We start from the raw sequence: 18,926 nt of genomic DNA, 5'->3' as shown, positions 1-18,926 counted from the left end.
GTGAAAATAATATACAATGAGGAGGTACGACGATATGAAAATTGCATTTATTTCTGACATTCATGGAAATGCTATTGCGCTTGAATCCGTTCTCCAAGACATCAATAACAAAGGAATCGATAAAATTTATGTTTTAGGGGATCTTTGTTATCGCGGCCCAGAACCAAAGAGATCACTTGATTTAATTCGCGCTTTGAATACAGAAGTGATAAAGGGGAACGCAGATGAATGGGTAGTACGAGGGATTCGTGAAGAGGAAGTTCGCAAAGCAGCGTTAGCATTAATGAATGCTGAGCGCGATTGGACCGTATCCAAGTTAGACCAATCTGATCTTGATTATTTGGAAAGCTTGTCGAGCGACTTGCGTTGTGAGATTAAAAATATTGTCATTCATGGATTTCACGCTACACCTGATAGTTTATTCGAAATCGTGCTTCCTAACGCGGAGGATAAACAAATAGAATCCGTGCTAATGCACGCAATTGAAGCAAACCTATATGTCTACGCCCATATTCACAAACCATATATTCGGTACATCAATGGGAAAGTAATCATGAATATAGGCAGTGTTGGTCTGCCCTTTGACGGGATCGCAATGGCATCTTATGGGGTGGTTGAAGTTGAGAATGGAAATATAAGCACCTCTTTGCAACGAGTTGCCTATGATGTGGAACGTGTTGTTGAGCTTTATAAAGAAGTGAACTATCCTAATTCGGAAATGATGATTGAAATTATTCGGAATGGTAAGGTTTAAAATATGTTCCTATAAAGGTGTCGTAGTCTCCTTTATTTACTAATTGAAAAGACTTTAACTTTCAGACCAAACAGCAAATTTATTAGTACATTTCTCAGATATTTAAACTCTTCATTTTTATAGAATAACGATATATATACACAGTTAGGAATTAATATACATAAAAATCCTTTTGCAATCATCGAAATAAACGAGTCACCTTGTACCAAATAATCACAAACACTTGTCGTTATAAAGCAAGTAACTATTGTTATTACAAAATAATATCCAAAGCTCTTAAAGTAAGCCCCCACTGGACGTTTAAAAACATGTTTATAAACAATGTACGGTTGAGTCCAAAAAACAGTTATTATCATGCTTATTAACGTACCCATAAATATTCCTGCAAGCCCAAAATATTTTAATAAAATCAAAGATGCTCCCAAGTTTACTATACCTTCGATTATAGGTACATACTGATCTTGTATGAATAATCCAGCTTTATTCTTAAATGTTCCTATTGCTGTTCGCATCCCGAATAAATAGAAATTCAGTAGTATGAACACAAAGGTTAGTTTGTCTAATAAATAACCATCACCGAGCCACCAATTAATAAAGGGCTCTAATAAGTTATACAAAAAAATAGCTCCAAGTGAGTAAATCCAAAAATTTACTAAGAACGATATTTTAAAAATAGAATAAGTTTTATCAGTACTTTCTGTAGCGATTAAATTACCAACGCTAGCTCCAATCCCACCCAAAACAGGACTCACCAAAGCAGTTAATTGCTGCGTGATCATTGTATAGTTTGAATACAATCCTACAGTCGCAATGCCAATAAATGAAGATATTAACATATTATCTGTACTGAACACTAAAAAACCACCTATATTATGAAAAAACATAGCTTTAACGTTCTTAGTAATGTTACTTTTTGTTTCTTTATCTAAATTGTGTTTTTGTTTTGTTTTAATATATGGATATCTTCTATCGACAATGTGCCCATTTACAATGTTTTGAAATAAATATAATACAAGCTCTAATGTTAAGTAGAGTATATAATTTTCGGTCATAAGTAGTACGATTATTCTCGTAATCATTGTAGTTGCTTGAAAAACAAGATTAACTTTTGCCAATACATAGCCTCTTTGATCAGCATTAATAAGTGACCATTTATGTGCATTTAAATATGAGAGTATATTTTTCAGTACAAATATAGAATAGATAATTTCAATATGGGGTATGGCTGCCCCATCTTTCATTAAGTATCCTAACAGAGGGTAAAGAAAAATACTGATAATCAAAGTGATTATCGCCAAAATACCATATGCTTTCTTATATAATTGAATTAATGCAGTTACTTTTTCTTTATTATCCTCGGCTAGTGGTTTATATAAATTGTAAACAATACTTATCGCGATTCCACTTTCAACTAACACTAACATCGCTAATACATTAGTTAATAAACCATTGATTCCAAGATAGGATGCTCCAAGACTATCTAAAAATACTTTTCTAGATATAAAACCAAGTAAAACAATAACTACTTGGGAGATGATGTTAATCGTAATATTATGGATAGAGTGCTTAGTTCTCATCGTTCATCCTCTTTTAATCGTTTAATTTTTATTAGAGCAAATTAAATTGTTCAATCTCAGTCATTTCTATTTTTTTCATTGATATGTTATCAACTAAACGTTTTCTCTCAAAAGGATTATCAATTAAATACTTTATCTTTTCATATAACTCTTCTTCATTTTCTACAATAAGCCCGTTATCACCATGCTCAATCTGCTCATATGCCCCTATAAAATTTGTTGTAACAATAGGTTTTTTCAAACATTTAGCCTCCGCTAAAGTAAGACAATATCCTTCATGCCTAGACGTTTGAGCATATATATCCGCGAAAGCTATAAACGGATATGGATTAGGTGTAGATCCTATTAATAAAAAATCATTCTCTAAATTATAGTGATGAATTAATCTTTCATATTCTTCCCTGGCGTCCCCCTCACCTACGCAATACCATCTTACTTGATATCCTTCTTGGCGTAGTTTATAAAGAACGCTGATCGCAATATCTTGACCCTTCTCATAGGAAAGCCTGCCAACGGTTACAATTATTATTCCTTTATAGTTATCATCTACAACTAATGCTTCTTTGGACATTTCATTTATTACGTTCGGAGATATGATATTCAAAAAAACATCTGTTTTATTCTCAACAGCTGGTATCTTTTCGGTTAAATTTTTCTTTGCTTGTTCAGACACAACAAAAATCTTGTCAAACTTCCTGTATAGCTTTTCATATAACTTTTGGTTCATCATGTGCTTAGAGACATCAAAGTGTACCCACGATATTTTCTTCGTTGCTGTTACTTTATTTGCTATGTAATAATCAATAGTATCCGTTGGGCCCTGATAGGATATGGCAATATCATAGGTATTTATATTGTGAGGTACATTTTTGAGTACTTGTTTATAGTAAGTAAATCGATTATCAAAATATTTTGATATAAAATAAGCCCCGATAAATGTTGCTATCTTTGTATATTGCTTATTATGAATATAGTTTTTTATCGTATGTTGCGGAGACTCCATAATAATAGACTTGATACTTTTGAACCAAGTTGTCTCCTCGACTCTAACCCATTCTGGAATGAAATCTAAAAAATCCCCTGTTTTCTCTAACAAAAGAACTGTTACATCATATTTGTGCCGCGGAATATTAGCAAGAAGAGAAATCAGCGATTTTTCAACTCCGCCAATATTCATGCTGCTTAACATGAATAATAATTTTATTTTCTTCATTAATATTCCACCTATCGTTGAATATATCGAATAAACTAAATGACCCTAAATAATTTAGATATTTCACTTGTCGTATCTATAACCTTATCCCTTTCAAAGCGTGATCCTAATTTTCGCCTTAGCTTCTCATCATCTAGTATTTCTTTGATTGCACAATACATTTGTTGCATATCAAAATCTATGATCAAACCCGTTTCTCCATGAGAAACCTGTTCATTTGCTCCTGTAAAGTTAGTACTAATAATAGGATTGCTAAAACATCTAGCTTCTGAAAGTGTTATACAATACCCTTCATGACGTGATGGTTGAACATAAATATCACACTGCTTCATAAAGGGGTAAGGATTTACATGTGATCCCATGAGAATGTAATCATTTTCAAGCCCATTGTGCTTTATTTGTTGTTCATATTCGGATCTTGCTACTCCATCTCCAATGCAATACCACTTCACTTTATATCCTTCTTCTTTAAGCATCGCTAACACCTGTATGGTTAAATCCTGGCCCTTCTCTTCGCATAGCCTTCCGACAGTCAAAATTCTTATCCCTTCAAATTCGTCCTCGAACCCCACTCCCTCGTTCGCCATTTGTGTCACCAATGCTGGTGCTAATATATTTAAAAACTTTTCAGTCCGATCCTCGAATCCAGGCAATTTTTGATTTAATTTCCTCCTACCCTCATCAGATACAACAAAAATTTTATCGAATTTTTTATAAATTTTTGAAGCAAAGCTGCTATTGAACCCGATTTTTGAAACATCAAAATGGATCCATTGAATTTTCTTCTTCGCATTAATATTGTTCGCTACATAATAACTTATTAATTCCATAGGCCCTGCATAAGCCACCGCTATATCGTATTCCTCGTTTATCATCGTGCATTTTTTAGAAATATATTTTAAAAACGCAATCCTATCACCCGTAATCTTTGCTATGATGTGCATGGAAAGAATATTTAGTGCTTTTATCATTTTTCCTTTCTTAACAAAATCAATAGCTAATAATGGTGGCGGATCATTCAGCAAACTTTTGTTTTCTATATATCCCTTTAAGTATTCGATACGTACATCACTAGAGATATAGTTTAGAAAACCACCGCTTTCCTCAAGCATTAATATCGTTATTTCATACTGCTCTTTTGGAATTGCCGAAATCATATTTAGTAAAGCTTTTTCCGTTCCGCCTACATTCATATTAATGACCATGAATAGAATCTTTATTTTTTTCATTTGTTTTTCTCGCTTTCTATTAACCGATCAGCTGGTAAAATTTATCCAATTCCTCAACATTTCCTTTTTTTTCATTTTGTAAATAATTAATAATTTTTTTTCTTAATCCTTCATTATTTATTATCTGTAAAATCCCTTCACACACAGCATCTCCGTTCATATCAACAACCAGTCCGTTTTTGCCATCTACCATTTGATTAAATACAGAATCGAATCTTGTAGTGACGACTGGTATATTCAGCATTCGTGCCTCTGCTATCGCAAGTCCGAATCCTTCAAATCTTGATGTTTGCACATAGATATCAGAATCCTTTATAAATGGATATGGATTTAATTTAATGCCCAGTAGAATAAAGTGATTACACAAATCATTTTCTTTAATTGATTTTTCAATCTCTTCTTTTAAGGGTCCTTTCCCTAGTACATACCATTTAAACTTAATACCCGCTTCTTTCAGTTTTTTGCATGCAGCTATTGCTATATCATATCCTTTTAGCTCACTTAATCTTCCAATCGTCAATATGCGGACACCATCAAACTGATCATCAAAGCTTTCACCAGCGTCAGCCATTTTAGAAATAAAATCAGGATTATTAATATCGTAAATAACACTAACCTGCTCCGAGAGATGAGGAAACGTCTCGATGATAACCTCTTTCGCTGAATCGGATACGGCTACTACTCGATCATATACATCATAGAACTTCTTTTGGAACTTCTTATCTTTTTCATCTAATCTATAGCTTGCATTGATCCATGCAAATTTATTTTTTGCAACAACCTTTTCAGCTACATAAAAAGTCGGAACCCCTTGCGCATAGCTGATCGCAATATCATAGGTTTTAGGGTTTCTTTCAATGACGCTAGAAACACTTTCCCAAAATATTCTAGCTGTCTGCGGATGATTATATTTTTTTAATCGTATGCTAATCGAGTATTTAGTCCTGGAATGAAGACATTTGAAATCTAAATTTTTTAATGAATAACCTACTGCCTTTTTCATGCTTAAATTCGAAAATTTTGTGTAACTCAGTGGTTTTAAGATGTTCACCTCTTTCGGAACCAGCTCTTCAAGCTTTCCGCCATGTCCGAACAATAGTAAATCCACTGCGTATTTAGAGTAGTCCAACAAGGATAACAATGTGACTAGGCTCTTCTCAGATCCTGCAACATCGAGTGACTCTATCACAAATAATAAGTTCTTTTTCATGCTATAAATCTCCCCAATTATTAAGGTTTTCGAATACTTTTGTAGGATACAAACACATACGGATTTAACGAAAACAACAAATAAAATATTTTTTGTTTCCATCCGATTAGAGGATTCTTCAATATATAAAGCAGTTTATGATCAAAGATTTTTTTTAGCTTCTTTATTTCATCTTTTTGAATAAGCTCTTCCTCCGCCTTGGTGTAATTCCAAAAAAAAGCATCAATAAATCGTATTAACGCTTTATAATGTAATTCATTCTGATTTATATTTCGGAGAAATTCTGATCGTTGATGAAGTGCGTATACACGGTCGAATCTTTTTATAGAATAGGGAGAGTTAATAATGCTGTTAGGTCTTTGAACGTAATAATATAATTTTTGTGGGACAAAGCTTATCTTTGAACTGTTATACAATATTTCGTGTGCTATACACACATCTTCATATATTCTGCCTTCAATGAAGGTTAGCTGATCGAACAGTTTTCTTTTAAATAGCTTGTTCCAGACGACCTCCCACTTGACATGATGTGCTAATGAATCATTTCCGTAAAAAGAAAACAATTGATGCAGCGCCTCTACATTTGTAAAGTGCTGCGGCAGTTGACTAGAATCCATTGTTTCAATAGGAAACGGCTCACCTAGCTTCACCTTTTGAATATCACAAACGACTAGATCTGATGAATGGGCTATCGCACAGTTATATAGGACCTCATACATTCTCTCGTGAATATGATCATCACTATCTACGAAAGCTATATACTCCCCTTGCGCCATCCTAATTCCCGCATTTCTTGAGGAAGATACTCCGCCGTATTTCTTATGGATCACTTTGATTCGATGATCTCGCAGTGAATATTCATCACATATTTCTCCGCAGCGATCAGGGGATTCATCGTCCACAAGTATGAGTTCAAAATCTGAGAAGGTTTGCGCTAATATTGAAAGAATACATTTCTCTATATAAGGCTCGACATTATATATTGGAACAACAATACTTAGTGTTGGATTCATTTATCCTCCTTATTTTCAACTTTTTTTTGTTAAGCAGCAATAAGCGGATATTAATACACATAAGCACAATGGTATATTTGTATTTGAATGACAAGCTGTCATTCTTTATAATTTCCTTGAAATAATCTCTGACTAGAAGTTGAATACCTCTTAAGTATCTTTTCCTATCTTCGTTGCTCGCCACCTGATTAAATATATAGTGGACATTATCTACACAGCCAAATACAAAACAAGCTAAAAATTCTCTTGATAGTTGTGCGTAATTTGCACTCATGAACGATAAAATTTCACTCCAACCAATGAATGCATCCATCCGTTTTTCGTTAAACTGGCTAGTTAATATACTATTTTCTCTCTTTACATAGATATAGCCTATATAGTTTGTGTACACACTCTTCTGTGAATTAGCAAAAAGCTTGTAAGTGGTGGATAGATCCTCATGTATTCGTCCTTCGGGGAATCGAACATTCTCGAAACACTTTCTATAAAAAAGCTTATTACATAAGGAAAATCTATATAATATCCCCTTAAAAAGCTGCCTCAACGATTCTTCATGTCCCATTATAACTCTGTACTGCTCCAAATCTCTGTTAATTAATTTCCCATTAATTTCCCTGCCTAGTTGACATATTGCGATATCACTGCTCGTTTCTAGACATAACTCATGCAAATTTTGATACATCAACTTATCAATTCGATCATCACTATCTACAAATCCGATATAATCACCTTGTGCTAATTGTATTCCTACGTTTCTCGCAATACTAACGCCTTCATTTTCCTTATGCACAACCGTTATCCGGCTGTCATTTTTTGCATATGAATCACAAATAGGTCCACTTTTATCCGATGATCCGTCGTTAATTAATATAACTTCAAACTCATCTAATGTTTGTGCCAGTATACTTTCTATACATTTCTCAAGGTACAATTCAACGTTATATACTGGAACAATAATACTTACTTTCGGTTTCATGATTTATCTTGTCCTTATTAAGGAAATTTTTTCCTTTACCACTGTGGAAGATACGCCTTCCGTATAGGGAAAATATATAATCTCAACGCCAACTTGATTAAGTTGATACTCCAATTCTAAGAATAGAGAATTTCCTTTCCAATCGTCCCCTACGAACATGACATCAAACCTTAATTGTTCCCATGCTGAGAACTTATCGCGGTTTGTCTGCGGAATCACTTTATCTACATATTTAAGTGATTGTACGATTGCCATTCTTTCGTTCTGCGGAATAACCGGCCGTTTATTTTTATATTGAGTGACGAGCTCATCCGTACTAACGCCAACAATCAAATAATCACACTGTTCCTTCGCATTTAATAATATATTTAGATGACCGACATGGAATAAATCGAATACGCCCGTTGTATAACCGATTTTAAACGGCCTCATCAATAACCCTCCTTCTATTATGAAAACAAACCTTATCTATGCGCTTGAGAAGACTTTCACATGCACTTCCTTTTTCAAAAGATCCAATACGGTTTAAGAACTCATTTAAGTTTCTTTCGTATTCGTCATCGTTAAAGCTTTCGATTTTCTGTTGTAGATCATGATTACTAATCGCACTTATAAAAGGAAGCTCTGCTATATCGAAATATAAATTTCGTTCATCTCGCGAGTACTCTTCGATGTCTGGAACATAAAGAAAACAGGGGCGTTTCGTATACGAGTAATCAAACATTAAGGAGGAATAATCCGTAATGAGTACATCAGATATACTCAGTAACTCTTGAATATCATCATATGTAGTAACATTCATGACTCGGTCATTGAATGGCAGCTCTCTTGATTTAGATAAAAGGTGGGGATGCAGTCTAACCAAAAATACCCATTCTCCCCCAAACTTATTATTTAGAGATTGCAGTATGTCGGCATAATCTACATTATAGACGTCTAGATTATTATTTCTCCGAAACGTTGGAGCGTACAATATTACTTTGCAATGATTCGCTATCTGCAGCTTACTTAAAATATCCGATCTGAAATCTAACGCATTTTGGAATAACATATCAATTCTAGGAGTTCCGCATTCGAAAATCTCACCCTCATACCAGAAAGATCTTTGGAATATTTCTGTGCTTAATTTACATCCAGATAATAACAGGTCACACTTTATAGAATCCTTTTGAGCCATTTGTACATAATGTTCAGACAAATGATCTTTTGCATCCTTCTCGATATGCTTGAGGCGTAACGAACTATGCCAGGTTTGGATGTAGTATTGATTTTTTCTCTTTACAAACAATTCCGTCGTTCTGTAATTCGTAATAATAACTTTTGAGGTGCATAAATGATAAAAATACTTAAATGACATCGTCTTTGTTTTTATGATGCCATTTAAATGCTGTTTCGATTTTATATCATTGAAAGCCCATACAACATCAAACTTCTCTTTAGGAAACTGTGCAAGGATATACTCTGAAATATATTTTGGATTGTCTCCATATTGACTGCCATAATAACTAAACAAAAATATTTTATTATTTTTAATAGGTAATAGATTAAATAGATGTGTGATGAGTAATGATAAGTATTTTTCAAGCCATCCCCACTGAATAGACATGCAGTCTTCTCCTCATTCATCTAAAGATTTATTCGCTTTAATGTACTAGGCTGCGGCAGCATTCTCAGGTTTCTTAATATCTTTCGCACCAACAAGTACGTGATGTTCAAATAGGGATGTATACAAAAAAAATACAATTGCTTCTTTAATAGCTCATCCTCTCGGGCTGCATGCTTAAATTGATTGAGGTTTTCCTTAATATATGACCGGATTTCCCTCCGATATACCCCGCCGCTATCCTTACTGCTGTTTGCTAATAGCATAGAATAATGGATGAGGCTCATTTTTAAGATGCTTTTATACGATTCATTCGTTAAATCTTTATAATACTGTTCGATAAAACGGTGTCTTTCTTTCAGTCCGCTAATGATGGCCAAATTTCTAGGGGTGTATACAGCTACGATACTGTCGCTGCGTTGAAAGTAATAATACAACGGTTGATGTAGGATGACGTACATATTGACGTGATGCATAACCAAATGAGCCCAGAACACATCCTCGAACAGAACACCTTTTTTGAATGGAATATCTTTAATGAGACTCGTTTTATAAAGCTTACCCCAAGCAAAATTTTTAACCTTTTCATTCGTAACGAGCTCCGACATGAGCAGCTTATTGTTTAAGACAATCGGGTCTTCGTCTTCCAAGTGATAGCGATTATCCAATTGCAAATGGTCATCATATGCGTAATAGAACGCTGCTTGAACAATTTCCGCTTTATACTCCAAGCTTTTATTCACCATTTCTTTAATCATGTTTCGATCGAGCCAATCATCGCTGTCAACAAACAGTGTGTATTCCCCAGTCACATCTTGCATGCCGACATTTCTAGCGTCAGATAATCCTCCATTTTCCTTATGGATCACTTTAACCCGGTAATCAGATATGCCATAGCTATCGGCAATTTGCCCGCATTGATCAGGAGACCCATCATTCACCAAAATGACTTCAATATTCGAGTAGGTCTGATTCAAAATACTATCTACACATCGATTCAAATACTTCTCAACCTTATAGATAGGAACGACAACACTGACTTTAGGGAGCATACGCATATCCGCCTAACTAATTAATTTATAAAGCTTTTCTAATTCGTTTCCATTCTCATAATCCTTGTTGGCGCAGTTTTCAGACAATGCTTTACGTAATGCTTGATCCTCATAAACCTTTTGTATTCCATCCGCTATTCCTTCCACCGATAGCTCCGAAATATAACCGTCAATACCATTACTCACCTGGCTTTTTGCGGTTGGATAATTGGTTATGATCACTGGTTTAGCAAGAATTTGTGCTTCTACTACCGTAACAGCCTTACCCTCATAACGAGAAGGTTGAACGTAGAGATCGGCTGCTTTCACATATGGATAGGGATTCGTTTGTTTCCCTAATAAGATAAAGTCATTTTCCAGCTTAAATTCCTTTATCAAATTTCTAATCATCATTTCATCACCGCCGTAACCAACGACATACCAAACCATATTATTGAATCCTCTAGCTTTGAGCAGATTTAATGCTCTTACTGCATTATCAATCCCTTTTGCATGGGACAATCTTGCCACCGAAATCAGTTTAAACCGATGATCACAGCTCATTGGATTATCGATTTTCTCATCCGCCATCATTCTTACAAACTGCTGAGAAGTAATATTCTCCAGCACCGAAACTTTCTGATCAAGAATCGGGTATTTTTTAATAAAGGCATGCTTGCATTCTTCCGAAACCGCTAGAATATGATTAAATTCATTCCACATTTGTACATCCAGCTTTTCATCTGTCTCAACTACCGAAAAATCAGTGTGAATCCATGCGATCTTCGTCTTCGCTTTTACTTTGCTAGCAACAAAATAATGCGGCCAAAGATAACTAATTGCCAAATCGTACTCTTCATTTAAGCTAGGCAAAAAAGGCAATGCGTACTTCCACATGAGCTGCATTTGCTTATAGCCGGATTCAGAAGAGGTATGAGAGCTTGACTTGTATTTTGCTAACAGCCTTGCCATTCCTATCGCGACCTTGCCTTTTTTGAACGTTTGCCCAATTGGAAGTCGAAATGTCTTATAATCTGCTGACTCTGCTAACAATCTGGGTCCTGTGGGAAGCAGCGGCATAAAATCACCGGTATGACTGTATAACATGAGGTCTACTTGAAAATTGTCGTAGTCGAAGTGTTCCAACATACTAATCAAGCTTCTTTCCACTCCGCCAACTTCCATATCAAAAGATGAGATCAAGATCCGTTTCATAAAACCTCCGTCTTACATGAAATAAATTAACGCAATATCATTCTTTATAGTGAACAATACAACAAAAAAATTTTCTATACCTTAAATATAGTTCTTTATTAAGAACATGTCAATCCACCACCATCATCATTAAGCGATCACTGTACTCGGAATTTGATTTTCCAATAAATCGCTAAACAAGCTTCCCTTTTCTTCCGCGAGCTCTGTGAATCCACCATTTTGGATAATTTGTCCCTGTTCCAATACAATCACTTGGTCTGCATTTTTAATGGTTGATAAACGATGGGCAATTACGATAATTGTCATAGTACCCCTAATTCTTTCAAGCGCTTGTTGAATTTTCGCTTCATTCTCAGTATCCAGTGCGCTTGTTGCTTCATCTAAGATAAGGATAGACGGTTTTCTCAAGATCGCTCTTGTTAAGACGAGCCGCTGGCGCTCTCCTCCAGAAAGTCTGATACCACGATCACCTATCATCGTATCTAATCCCTGGGGAAGTGCTCTTACAAAGTCATCAGCTGCAGCAAACTGAAGCGCTTCCCAAATCTGTTCATCTCCGGCATCTGGTGCAGTCATTAACAGATTCTCTCTAATGCTTTCATTATAGAGAAAGGGATCCTGTGGAACGTAGCTTATAGATTGCCGTAACGAGCGGATAAGGTTGCCCGTCAAGGGGACTCCATCTACTAATACATCTCCACTTTCCGGCTTCATCAGACCCATTAAAATATCGATTAAGGTACTTTTCCCGGCACCAGATCGACCGACAACGGCAGTCATACGGTTTGAAGGAATATGGACATTAATATTTTGAAGAGCATAGGTTTGCTTATCTCGATTATAACGGAAATAGACATTATGACATTCAAGCCCTCGTTCCATTCGAATAGGCTCTACCTTTGTATTCTCTTGCAGTCTCCCCTTTATTTCCCTAGCTTCCTTGCATTCTTGTTGTAATTCAAACAAGGCTTTGAAAGCAGGAATTGACGAAGCTAATTGTTCCAGACTCGACTGAATACCCGTAATTTTAGGCCATAACCTAGAAAATATAACAATAATTAATATGAATTGCTCCGGTCCAGTTTGAAACATTTTGAACGAAAAGAAAATGAATAACACAATTAATGTGCTCGAAGCTACCTTATACAAAAGCTGCGAGGTCGTTTTTAATTCGACATGCTCTATTGTCTCCTCCTGCATTTTTCCAGTTATGGAACGGATCCATGACAGACGTGATTCTTCCAACGTATTACTCTTTATATCTTTAATCCCGTTAAGCTGGTCAGTGATCCCCGCGAGATAGCTTTTTAACAGTTCTGAAGTTTTGTTTCCTAGCATTTTAGATTTCTTAATAAACTTACGTGAAAACAAAGCAAGCACGATGCCGAATAATAAAACAAAAGCGGTCATTTTTGCCGAAATCCAAAATGCAAAAGCGATCTGTATCAAGGTAAAAATAAGCGAGGTAGAAAACTGAAGAAATAAGTGGAGTCCACCTGTAATACGTCCGATTTCTGCTGTTAATAAATTTATCAAATCTGATCTTCTCTTCTTTAAAAAAAACTCCCAATTGGATTGTAAAAGACCACGATAAGTCTCTATCCTCAATTGATTAATAAACCCTTGAATGATCTTTACTTTCTGTACGGTTAGCTTTCTTTGTAGAAGGCTTTGGCCGATGACCAATATAATGAATATCCCCAGAACAAAAGGAATTCCCCACGCAGTAGGTATTCGTGGTAAGAAATTATTAATCCATGACACGCTGGAGGCTCCTATAGTACTTCCTAACATTCCGGTCATATTCAGCATGGGAACTAGTAGAAAAATAGCTATACCTTCAAAAAAACTGATGATTCCCATGCCCAGAAGATTTACATATAAAATTCCACCAGCAAAAGCATGAAGTCTTTTTAAATAAGGTAAAAGATATTCCATTTCATATGATCCTCCTAAGGTACCTGTCTCCTCGTTTTTCTCCATGCCAGTAAAAATGGACGTAACGGAAAATATAAAAAATGCAGCTTTTTAGGTAAAGGTAATGTTTCAACATCCTTAGGATACGGATAAAGAAAACTCAAAACAAAAATGAACTTTTGCTGATTAGACATCAATCTAAATAAGTGGTGTTTATGATAGTTGGCTACCTCTTCCGGAAGGGGATCCGTATGAAGATTAACCATTCGCTTTATATAAAACAGTGCATCCATCGCTAGGCGCTCAGATCGTTTAGCTGCTATTATCGGTTTCATCTCTTTGCTGAGAGGAATGTTCAATAGCTGTGAAGCCAACAGCAGCGCTTGCCCACCCACATGAAGATACTGGTATTTACGCAGTAACAAGATTAGAGCATCCCAATCATTTTTTTGCTTGACCATTTGCCCAATATCCATTAACCAACGAAGTCTCGACCAACCATGTCGTGCCCCATGAGAGATGAGAAATAAAAATAAATCCTCTCTCCCTAAGAAGAATGCGGGTGTGCTTGTAAGAGAGCTTATTCTTTTTCGTTCCCATAATTCATTAAAACTAGGCTCTTTGACTGGTCCCGGATGTAATTTCCAATGAATTTCCATCTTTATTTTTTTTTGATAATGAAAATAAGTGACATGATGATGTCTCCATTTCCAATCACCCAATACGGACTGAATATACTCATCCTTTACATAACCGAAATTCAGAAGAATTTTATCTACTTTCTCCAGATCGTCGATTGGCACTAGAATGTCCAGATCGCTTGATGTTCGGAGGGAAATATCCCCATACAGTTCTGATGCAAGCACCGGTCCTTTCAAGTGAAGAGCTCGGATCCCATTCTCAGCGAACAATGTGCAAAAACGATCCATTTCTCCACTCAAGTGAAGCATTTGAAACGTATTCATTTGGTATAATTGATTTAAGGCTTGAATGACATGCGCAGGGAAGTATTTTTCAGCCGTTCCTTTTAACTTCTTGTAAATGGATGGATATACGCGATGATGTCTTGCTAGCTGGAGAAATTGCTCCCAATCAATACTCAAAAATAGGTCTTCTTTATTTAAATTAAATTCCACATCGTCGTCTTCGATCTTCAAGACGGCAAGCAGCAACTTTAATTCATTGGAAAAGTCAGATAAATCAACATTATTATGGTTATCCATCGGGTTCTCCTTCAACCTTTTACGCTTATATGTTTCGCGAATTTCCCTACAACTGTAAATTTCTCCATACCTTCTGATCCTGTTATATAGAAAGGGCCGCTGCGTAACCAAGCATGCGCAATCATCTTTCCAGATTCGTCCTTAGCTGTTCCCATATATAGAGTGCTTTCGATTTTTCGCCTCTCAAGCATTTTCATCCCAGCAATTGCTTTTACGAGACATTTACTGTCCCATAATGTATGATTGCTCATAATATGAATAGCTTGGCGTACATTTTTTAAGGCAACTCTATTAGCCAAAATTTCAGTATTTAATGTTTCCTGCATATGCACACCCAAAGAAGGAACCACTCTGGAGAAAGGTATATTAATAAGAACACGAGCCCATCCAAGATAAAGATATGCCTCTACTAATATAAACATTGTTTTAGTATCAAACGAACAAAAGGTTTTCACTTTTTTCAAAATACCCATATTTATGCCCCACTTATAAAGTATAAAGATATTAGGCTGTATGAATTTCAATTAACTCTTCTTTTAACAAAAGATCTAAAAATGTCATAACTTGTTCCTCGCAATCGGATCGTTCTACTTCATATTCAGATACTAAATTCATCAATAATTGGTTTAACGAGATTGGAATCGCAATTCTATCCCATATTTCCCCGCCTATTACCCCTAAGTTGTAGTATTTACTATTACTAATACTCATTAAAACTTTTTCTCCATCCATATCACTTACAATATTGCCCTTGCTTTGTGTGATAGTATGGTTCAATGAAATACTCATGTTTTTAATCATTTTTTTTCTCCTTTTTAATTGTAGATAATATCAAGTCAGTTAGCTGGTGAGCAGTAAATCCAGCATTTGGTCGGTTTATACGGTACATTTCAATCTGGCTGGCAAGACGGGCAGTGTAACTAAAATGCCATTGCGAAAGTCCTAGTCGTGGAATCAAAAACTGACGAAAGGTATGAGAATATAAGGTATGTAGACGATCGAGCTTTTCAATGTGACTAATATGGATGATTCCCTCTTCGGTCTTAGTAAGTTCAAATACCCCTGCAAGCGGTAACGGTATTGAGGAAAATTTAGATGCAACGGGTACAGCAAATTTAGTCTCTCTTTCAAATAAGGGGCGGTAATGATCAATATCCATCCCAAAACTATTTAAACTTTCGAGCCAAAGCTTTTGCTGTGGATACGAAGGAATAACATAAGGAGTATGCACCTTAGATAGAGATACGGGAATTACATCATCGCTAAGAAGCTGATAGCCACTATTTAAGAATGCTGTTGCGAGTGTTGACTTTCCAGCGCCTTTCTCTCCAATAAACGCATAAGCTCTACCATCAATAGCAACTGCGCTGCCATGTAACGGAAGAATATTTCTTTGCATGAGTAGAATACTCATGCATGTTCCAAGAATATAAAGTCGGATCTTATCTTCGTCCGATCCTACCATAGGTGAAACGACTATCCGTCTTCCGCCTTGAATTAAAAAAATAGCGGTCTCGGTAACTTGAAACATAACATAATCTTCTTTGACTATAAATTTGTTCTGTTGATATTCCGATTCGATCCACAATTTGGTTAAATCTGATCTTTCAATAAAAACGTTTGCCTGATCTGTTAGACTAGTCGGATGCTGCAGCTCCGGAAGGGAAATATCACTTAATATGTTGTATCCAAAAGCCCGATAAATACTTTTATTTAAAGTCTTTAACATCGTTTTCACTCCAAAAAATTCAGAAATTTTTAGAAAAGCGCCCTTATACTTTTCACTTGTATAAGAGCGCTACAAACTTCATTTGCAGTTAGTTCAATCAGCTATAGTGGTCTGCCTCGTGCTCATCAGGATCATCGTTTTCGATATCTGCATACCTAATACCTGGACCCGCCATAGTCATATTGATATCAAGAATTTCCAATTTCGGTTTTCCCCATTCTTTGCGCATTCAATCACCTCCCTTCAAGCATGTTTTTTGATGAATCGGTATACGATTAAGCTTCGCATCAAAACTTTAAAATCTGCATCATAAGCATATTCTGTGCGAGGCCCTTTTCTAAACCTCGAAATGGCAGCTTGAACCACATCTAAATTAATAATATCTGCTATCTCTGGGTCTGCGATTAGTTGCTGAATCTCGTCGATAAAAAAATGCCATGAGCCTTTCATACGATGAACCCCGTCAGCTCCTTGAATGCCTCGAACCCGCATGTTCAACCTAACTTTATCAGGCAGAAAGTTTTCCGTTGATCTCCGAATTAAGGATCGATCAAAGCCGTTTTGAACATATTGTTCTTCCGGTACGGACAAACAAAATTTAACTACCCGTATATCATTTGTCGGATCACGATCCCATAATGAATACCGTAAAGAATGCATTGTTTTACTTGTTCCGGTTACATTCCAAGAATTGAACTGCTCAAAATGTTTTTTTCTCGATTCATAAACATCTAGCTCATAAGCCCCCGATACGTTAATTCCTTGCTCTTTGAGTTTATGATAGACATCGGTCCTTCTTGCAAGTTCCGGATTAATCAACATGGGAAAATGATACTGTTCCTCAGGCGGCAAAAATCTTTTAATAATCGGGAATGCTTTTTTTCCAACAACTGATAAGAATTTCTTTCTTCCTATCATTTTATTTTTACTATATAATTGCATTTCATGATAAAAGCGAGTTAAACTGAGCTTTCTCAATAAAATAGCGTAGTAGTCTAAAGCAGGTCCCCAGGATATTGAATAATTCCCTCTCCCGCCATTTAATAACACGCCAACATCATTTTTATTAGCTTCCTCATAAATCCCTTTAATCCAAAAGGAGTTTTCAAAAAATTTGTATGGTTTTTCTAATGTTTCAAGCCAATCGTTTAATTCCGAATATGCGTTATATTCTTTAAAATCTAAATATTGATCGCTTATATTCCCTACGTATTGTACCGTTGAATTTATATATGGTCTTTCGTCAGCCATTCTACTCTTCGGCGTCCAATCTTCAAAATCATTGACTGGAACGTAACTGAATGTATGTAATCGTTTATTCTCCTGGCGTAATGCTTTAGCGGCAAAACTGACAACAGCTCCAGAATCCAATCCCCCACTCAGACGAGCTCCCACAAGGCGATGAGTACGGGTCTGTTCGCTGACCGCTTTTTGAAAAACGTCACGGAATGCTTCTTCATATTCTTCATTTGACTTTAAAATCAACTGATTCCCCGGAATGAGCGTACAGTACCTTGTAAAGGTTACTCTTCCTCCAATAACCGAAATAGTATGGGAGGGAGGTAATTGCTCGATGTTTTTATAGACTGATGAAAAAGTACTCACCGCCTCCTGCATACCAGGTATCGCCAAAAACTCAGCCAACCAATCTTCATTAAGCTGTTTCTCAATATAAGGTAATGAAAACAATGGCTGCATTGTCGTACAAAATGCAAAACGTTGGTTATTACGGTAGAAATACATTGTCCGGCTGCCTGAATAGTCTCTCGCCCCAAACAGTTGACGTTTTCGCTCATCCCAGATCATAAAAGTGAAATCTCCGACCAAATACTTCGGAGCTTCTTCGCCCCACTTGCAGTACGCAAGCAATATTAATTGACTGTCAGGCATACCTGTTTGCTCGTCACGTCGAACCTGCAGCCTCTCAAATAACTCATCCCGATTGTCAATAATCGCATCGGCTGTAATCGCCAATCGTCTGTTGCTATCGTAATAGGGGAGCTGTTCACCAACTGATTCGGGCGTAATCCACTGAGCATGACAACCGAGAAAGAGATGTTCGTGATGCCAGATCTGAATGTCATCAGCAGGATACTTCTGTAAGCACCCCATTAAATTACTACCGTCCTCCAAATTCACCGACTCTTCATTCAGATGATATATTCCTGCGATGGCACTCATTAGTTCCTCCCGTTTGGTAGCAGCCAGTGAAGGCCATCCATTTTCGTTCTTTATA

Annotated in this window: 18 protein-coding genes; 1 reads left to right on the top strand and 17 read right to left on the bottom strand. The window is 36.2% G+C overall.

Annotation, left to right across the window (positions count from 1 at the left end):
- Positions 1–34: 34 nt before the first annotated feature.
- Positions 35–754 (top strand): metallophosphoesterase family protein, encoded by a 720-nt coding sequence (locus AC0YN6_RS09780; protein ID WP_475746591.1) that lies wholly within the window; start codon positions 35–37, stop codon positions 752–754.
- Positions 755–786: 32 nt separating this feature from the next.
- Here AC0YN6_RS09780 and AC0YN6_RS09775 read toward each other — a convergent pair whose 3' ends face one another.
- The 17 genes from AC0YN6_RS09775 to AC0YN6_RS09695 all read right to left on the bottom strand — a co-directional run bounded on the left by AC0YN6_RS09775 (position 787) and on the right by AC0YN6_RS09695 (position 18,871).
- Complete coding sequence (locus AC0YN6_RS09775; protein WP_475746590.1) at positions 787–2,331, bottom strand: lipopolysaccharide biosynthesis protein; 1,545 nt, start codon at positions 2,329–2,331, stop codon at positions 787–789.
- A gap of 31 nt (positions 2,332–2,362) precedes the next feature.
- Complete coding sequence (locus AC0YN6_RS09770; protein ID WP_475746589.1) at positions 2,363–3,544, bottom strand: glycosyltransferase; 1,182 nt, start codon at positions 3,542–3,544, stop codon at positions 2,363–2,365.
- A gap of 35 nt (positions 3,545–3,579) precedes the next feature.
- A complete protein-coding gene (locus AC0YN6_RS09765) occupies positions 3,580–4,773 on the bottom strand; it encodes a glycosyltransferase (RefSeq protein WP_475746588.1) in 1,194 nt (397 codons plus the stop codon).
- Positions 4,774–4,792: 19 nt separating this feature from the next.
- On the bottom strand, positions 4,793–5,983 hold the full coding sequence (locus tag AC0YN6_RS09760) for a glycosyltransferase (protein ID WP_475746587.1): 1,191 nt from the start codon (positions 5,981–5,983) through the stop codon (positions 4,793–4,795).
- A gap of 20 nt (positions 5,984–6,003) precedes the next feature.
- Positions 6,004–6,996 (bottom strand): glycosyltransferase, encoded by a 993-nt coding sequence (locus tag AC0YN6_RS09755; protein WP_475746586.1) that lies wholly within the window; start codon positions 6,994–6,996, stop codon positions 6,004–6,006.
- The gene (locus tag AC0YN6_RS09750; RefSeq protein WP_475746585.1) at positions 6,959–7,972 is read right to left on the bottom strand and encodes a glycosyltransferase; all 1,014 of its coding nucleotides are present in this window, start codon (positions 7,970–7,972) and stop codon (positions 6,959–6,961) included. Before AC0YN6_RS09750 ends, AC0YN6_RS09755 begins: the two co-directional genes overlap by 38 nt.
- A 3-nt stretch (positions 7,973–7,975) precedes the next feature.
- A complete protein-coding gene (locus AC0YN6_RS09745; RefSeq protein WP_475746584.1) occupies positions 7,976–8,404 on the bottom strand; it encodes an FAD synthase family protein in 429 nt (142 codons plus the stop codon).
- Entirely contained in the window at positions 8,391–9,578 is a 1,188-nt protein-coding gene (locus tag AC0YN6_RS09740) for a CDP-glycerol glycerophosphotransferase family protein (protein ID WP_475746583.1), read from the bottom strand. The genes AC0YN6_RS09745 and AC0YN6_RS09740 overlap by 14 nt, the downstream gene beginning before the upstream one ends.
- 20 nt (positions 9,579–9,598) lie before the next feature.
- Positions 9,599–10,627 carry a glycosyltransferase family 2 protein gene (locus AC0YN6_RS09735; RefSeq protein WP_475746582.1) on the bottom strand — a complete coding sequence of 343 codons (1,029 nt, stop codon included), beginning with the start codon at positions 10,625–10,627 and terminating at the stop codon, positions 9,599–9,601.
- Positions 10,628–10,639: 12 nt separating this feature from the next.
- Complete coding sequence (locus AC0YN6_RS09730) at positions 10,640–11,821, bottom strand: glycosyltransferase (protein ID WP_475746581.1); 1,182 nt, start codon at positions 11,819–11,821, stop codon at positions 10,640–10,642.
- Positions 11,822–11,950: 129 nt separating this feature from the next.
- Entirely contained in the window at positions 11,951–13,759 is a 1,809-nt protein-coding gene (locus tag AC0YN6_RS09725; RefSeq protein ID WP_475746580.1) for an ABC transporter ATP-binding protein, read from the bottom strand.
- Positions 13,760–13,773: 14 nt separating this feature from the next.
- Positions 13,774–14,961: a nucleotidyltransferase domain-containing protein gene (locus AC0YN6_RS09720; RefSeq protein WP_475746579.1), complete on the bottom strand. Its 1,188-nt coding sequence runs from the start codon at positions 14,959–14,961 to the stop codon at positions 13,774–13,776.
- Positions 14,962–14,972: 11 nt separating this feature from the next.
- Positions 14,973–15,434: a lasso peptide biosynthesis B2 protein gene (locus tag AC0YN6_RS09715; protein ID WP_475746578.1), complete on the bottom strand. Its 462-nt coding sequence runs from the start codon at positions 15,432–15,434 to the stop codon at positions 14,973–14,975.
- A gap of 31 nt (positions 15,435–15,465) precedes the next feature.
- Positions 15,466–15,762 carry a lasso peptide biosynthesis PqqD family chaperone gene (locus AC0YN6_RS09710; RefSeq protein ID WP_475746577.1) on the bottom strand — a complete coding sequence of 99 codons (297 nt, stop codon included), beginning with the start codon at positions 15,760–15,762 and terminating at the stop codon, positions 15,466–15,468.
- On the bottom strand, positions 15,755–16,690 hold the full coding sequence (locus tag AC0YN6_RS09705; RefSeq protein WP_475746576.1) for an aldolase: 936 nt from the start codon (positions 16,688–16,690) through the stop codon (positions 15,755–15,757). The genes AC0YN6_RS09710 and AC0YN6_RS09705 overlap by 8 nt, the downstream gene beginning before the upstream one ends.
- Positions 16,691–16,787: 97 nt before the next feature.
- Complete coding sequence (locus AC0YN6_RS09700; protein WP_475746574.1) at positions 16,788–16,919, bottom strand: paeninodin family lasso peptide; 132 nt, start codon at positions 16,917–16,919, stop codon at positions 16,788–16,790.
- Positions 16,920–16,933: 14 nt separating this feature from the next.
- Positions 16,934–18,871, bottom strand: coding sequence for a lasso peptide isopeptide bond-forming cyclase (locus AC0YN6_RS09695; protein ID WP_475746573.1), 1,938 nt, complete (start codon positions 18,869–18,871; stop codon positions 16,934–16,936).
- Positions 18,872–18,926 lie beyond the last annotated feature (55 nt).

Source organism: Paenibacillus sp. J22P15 (genome assembly GCF_056269345.1).
Note: the sequence above shows the minus strand (reverse complement) of the source record. Positions and strands in the feature narration are given on the sequence as shown.

Coding starts and splice junctions, on each gene's coding strand:
- AC0YN6_RS09780 (WP_475746591.1), top strand. CDS start 35: ATGAAAATTGCATTTATTTCTGACATTCATGGAAATGCTATTGCGCTT.
- AC0YN6_RS09775 (WP_475746590.1), bottom strand. CDS start 2,331: ATGAGAACTAAGCACTCTATCCATAATATTACGATTAACATCATCTCC.
- AC0YN6_RS09770 (WP_475746589.1), bottom strand. CDS start 3,544: ATGAAGAAAATAAAATTATTATTCATGTTAAGCAGCATGAATATTGGC.
- AC0YN6_RS09765 (WP_475746588.1), bottom strand. CDS start 4,773: ATGAAAAAAATAAAGATTCTATTCATGGTCATTAATATGAATGTAGGC.
- AC0YN6_RS09760 (WP_475746587.1), bottom strand. CDS start 5,983: ATGAAAAAGAACTTATTATTTGTGATAGAGTCACTCGATGTTGCAGGA.
- AC0YN6_RS09755 (WP_475746586.1), bottom strand. CDS start 6,996: ATGAATCCAACACTAAGTATTGTTGTTCCAATATATAATGTCGAGCCT.
- AC0YN6_RS09750 (WP_475746585.1), bottom strand. CDS start 7,972: ATGAAACCGAAAGTAAGTATTATTGTTCCAGTATATAACGTTGAATTG.
- AC0YN6_RS09745 (WP_475746584.1), bottom strand. CDS start 8,404: ATGAGGCCGTTTAAAATCGGTTATACAACGGGCGTATTCGATTTATTC.
- AC0YN6_RS09740 (WP_475746583.1), bottom strand. CDS start 9,578: ATGTCTATTCAGTGGGGATGGCTTGAAAAATACTTATCATTACTCATC.
- AC0YN6_RS09735 (WP_475746582.1), bottom strand. CDS start 10,627: ATGCTCCCTAAAGTCAGTGTTGTCGTTCCTATCTATAAGGTTGAGAAG.
- AC0YN6_RS09730 (WP_475746581.1), bottom strand. CDS start 11,821: ATGAAACGGATCTTGATCTCATCTTTTGATATGGAAGTTGGCGGAGTG.
- AC0YN6_RS09725 (WP_475746580.1), bottom strand. CDS start 13,759: ATGGAATATCTTTTACCTTATTTAAAAAGACTTCATGCTTTTGCTGGT.
- AC0YN6_RS09720 (WP_475746579.1), bottom strand. CDS start 14,961: ATGGATAACCATAATAATGTTGATTTATCTGACTTTTCCAATGAATTA.
- AC0YN6_RS09715 (WP_475746578.1), bottom strand. CDS start 15,434: ATGGGTATTTTGAAAAAAGTGAAAACCTTTTGTTCGTTTGATACTAAA.
- AC0YN6_RS09710 (WP_475746577.1), bottom strand. CDS start 15,762: ATGATTAAAAACATGAGTATTTCATTGAACCATACTATCACACAAAGC.
- AC0YN6_RS09705 (WP_475746576.1), bottom strand. CDS start 16,690: ATGTTAAAGACTTTAAATAAAAGTATTTATCGGGCTTTTGGATACAAC.
- AC0YN6_RS09700 (WP_475746574.1), bottom strand. CDS start 16,919: ATGCGCAAAGAATGGGGAAAACCGAAATTGGAAATTCTTGATATCAAT.
- AC0YN6_RS09695 (WP_475746573.1), bottom strand. CDS start 18,871: ATGAGTGCCATCGCAGGAATATATCATCTGAATGAAGAGTCGGTGAAT.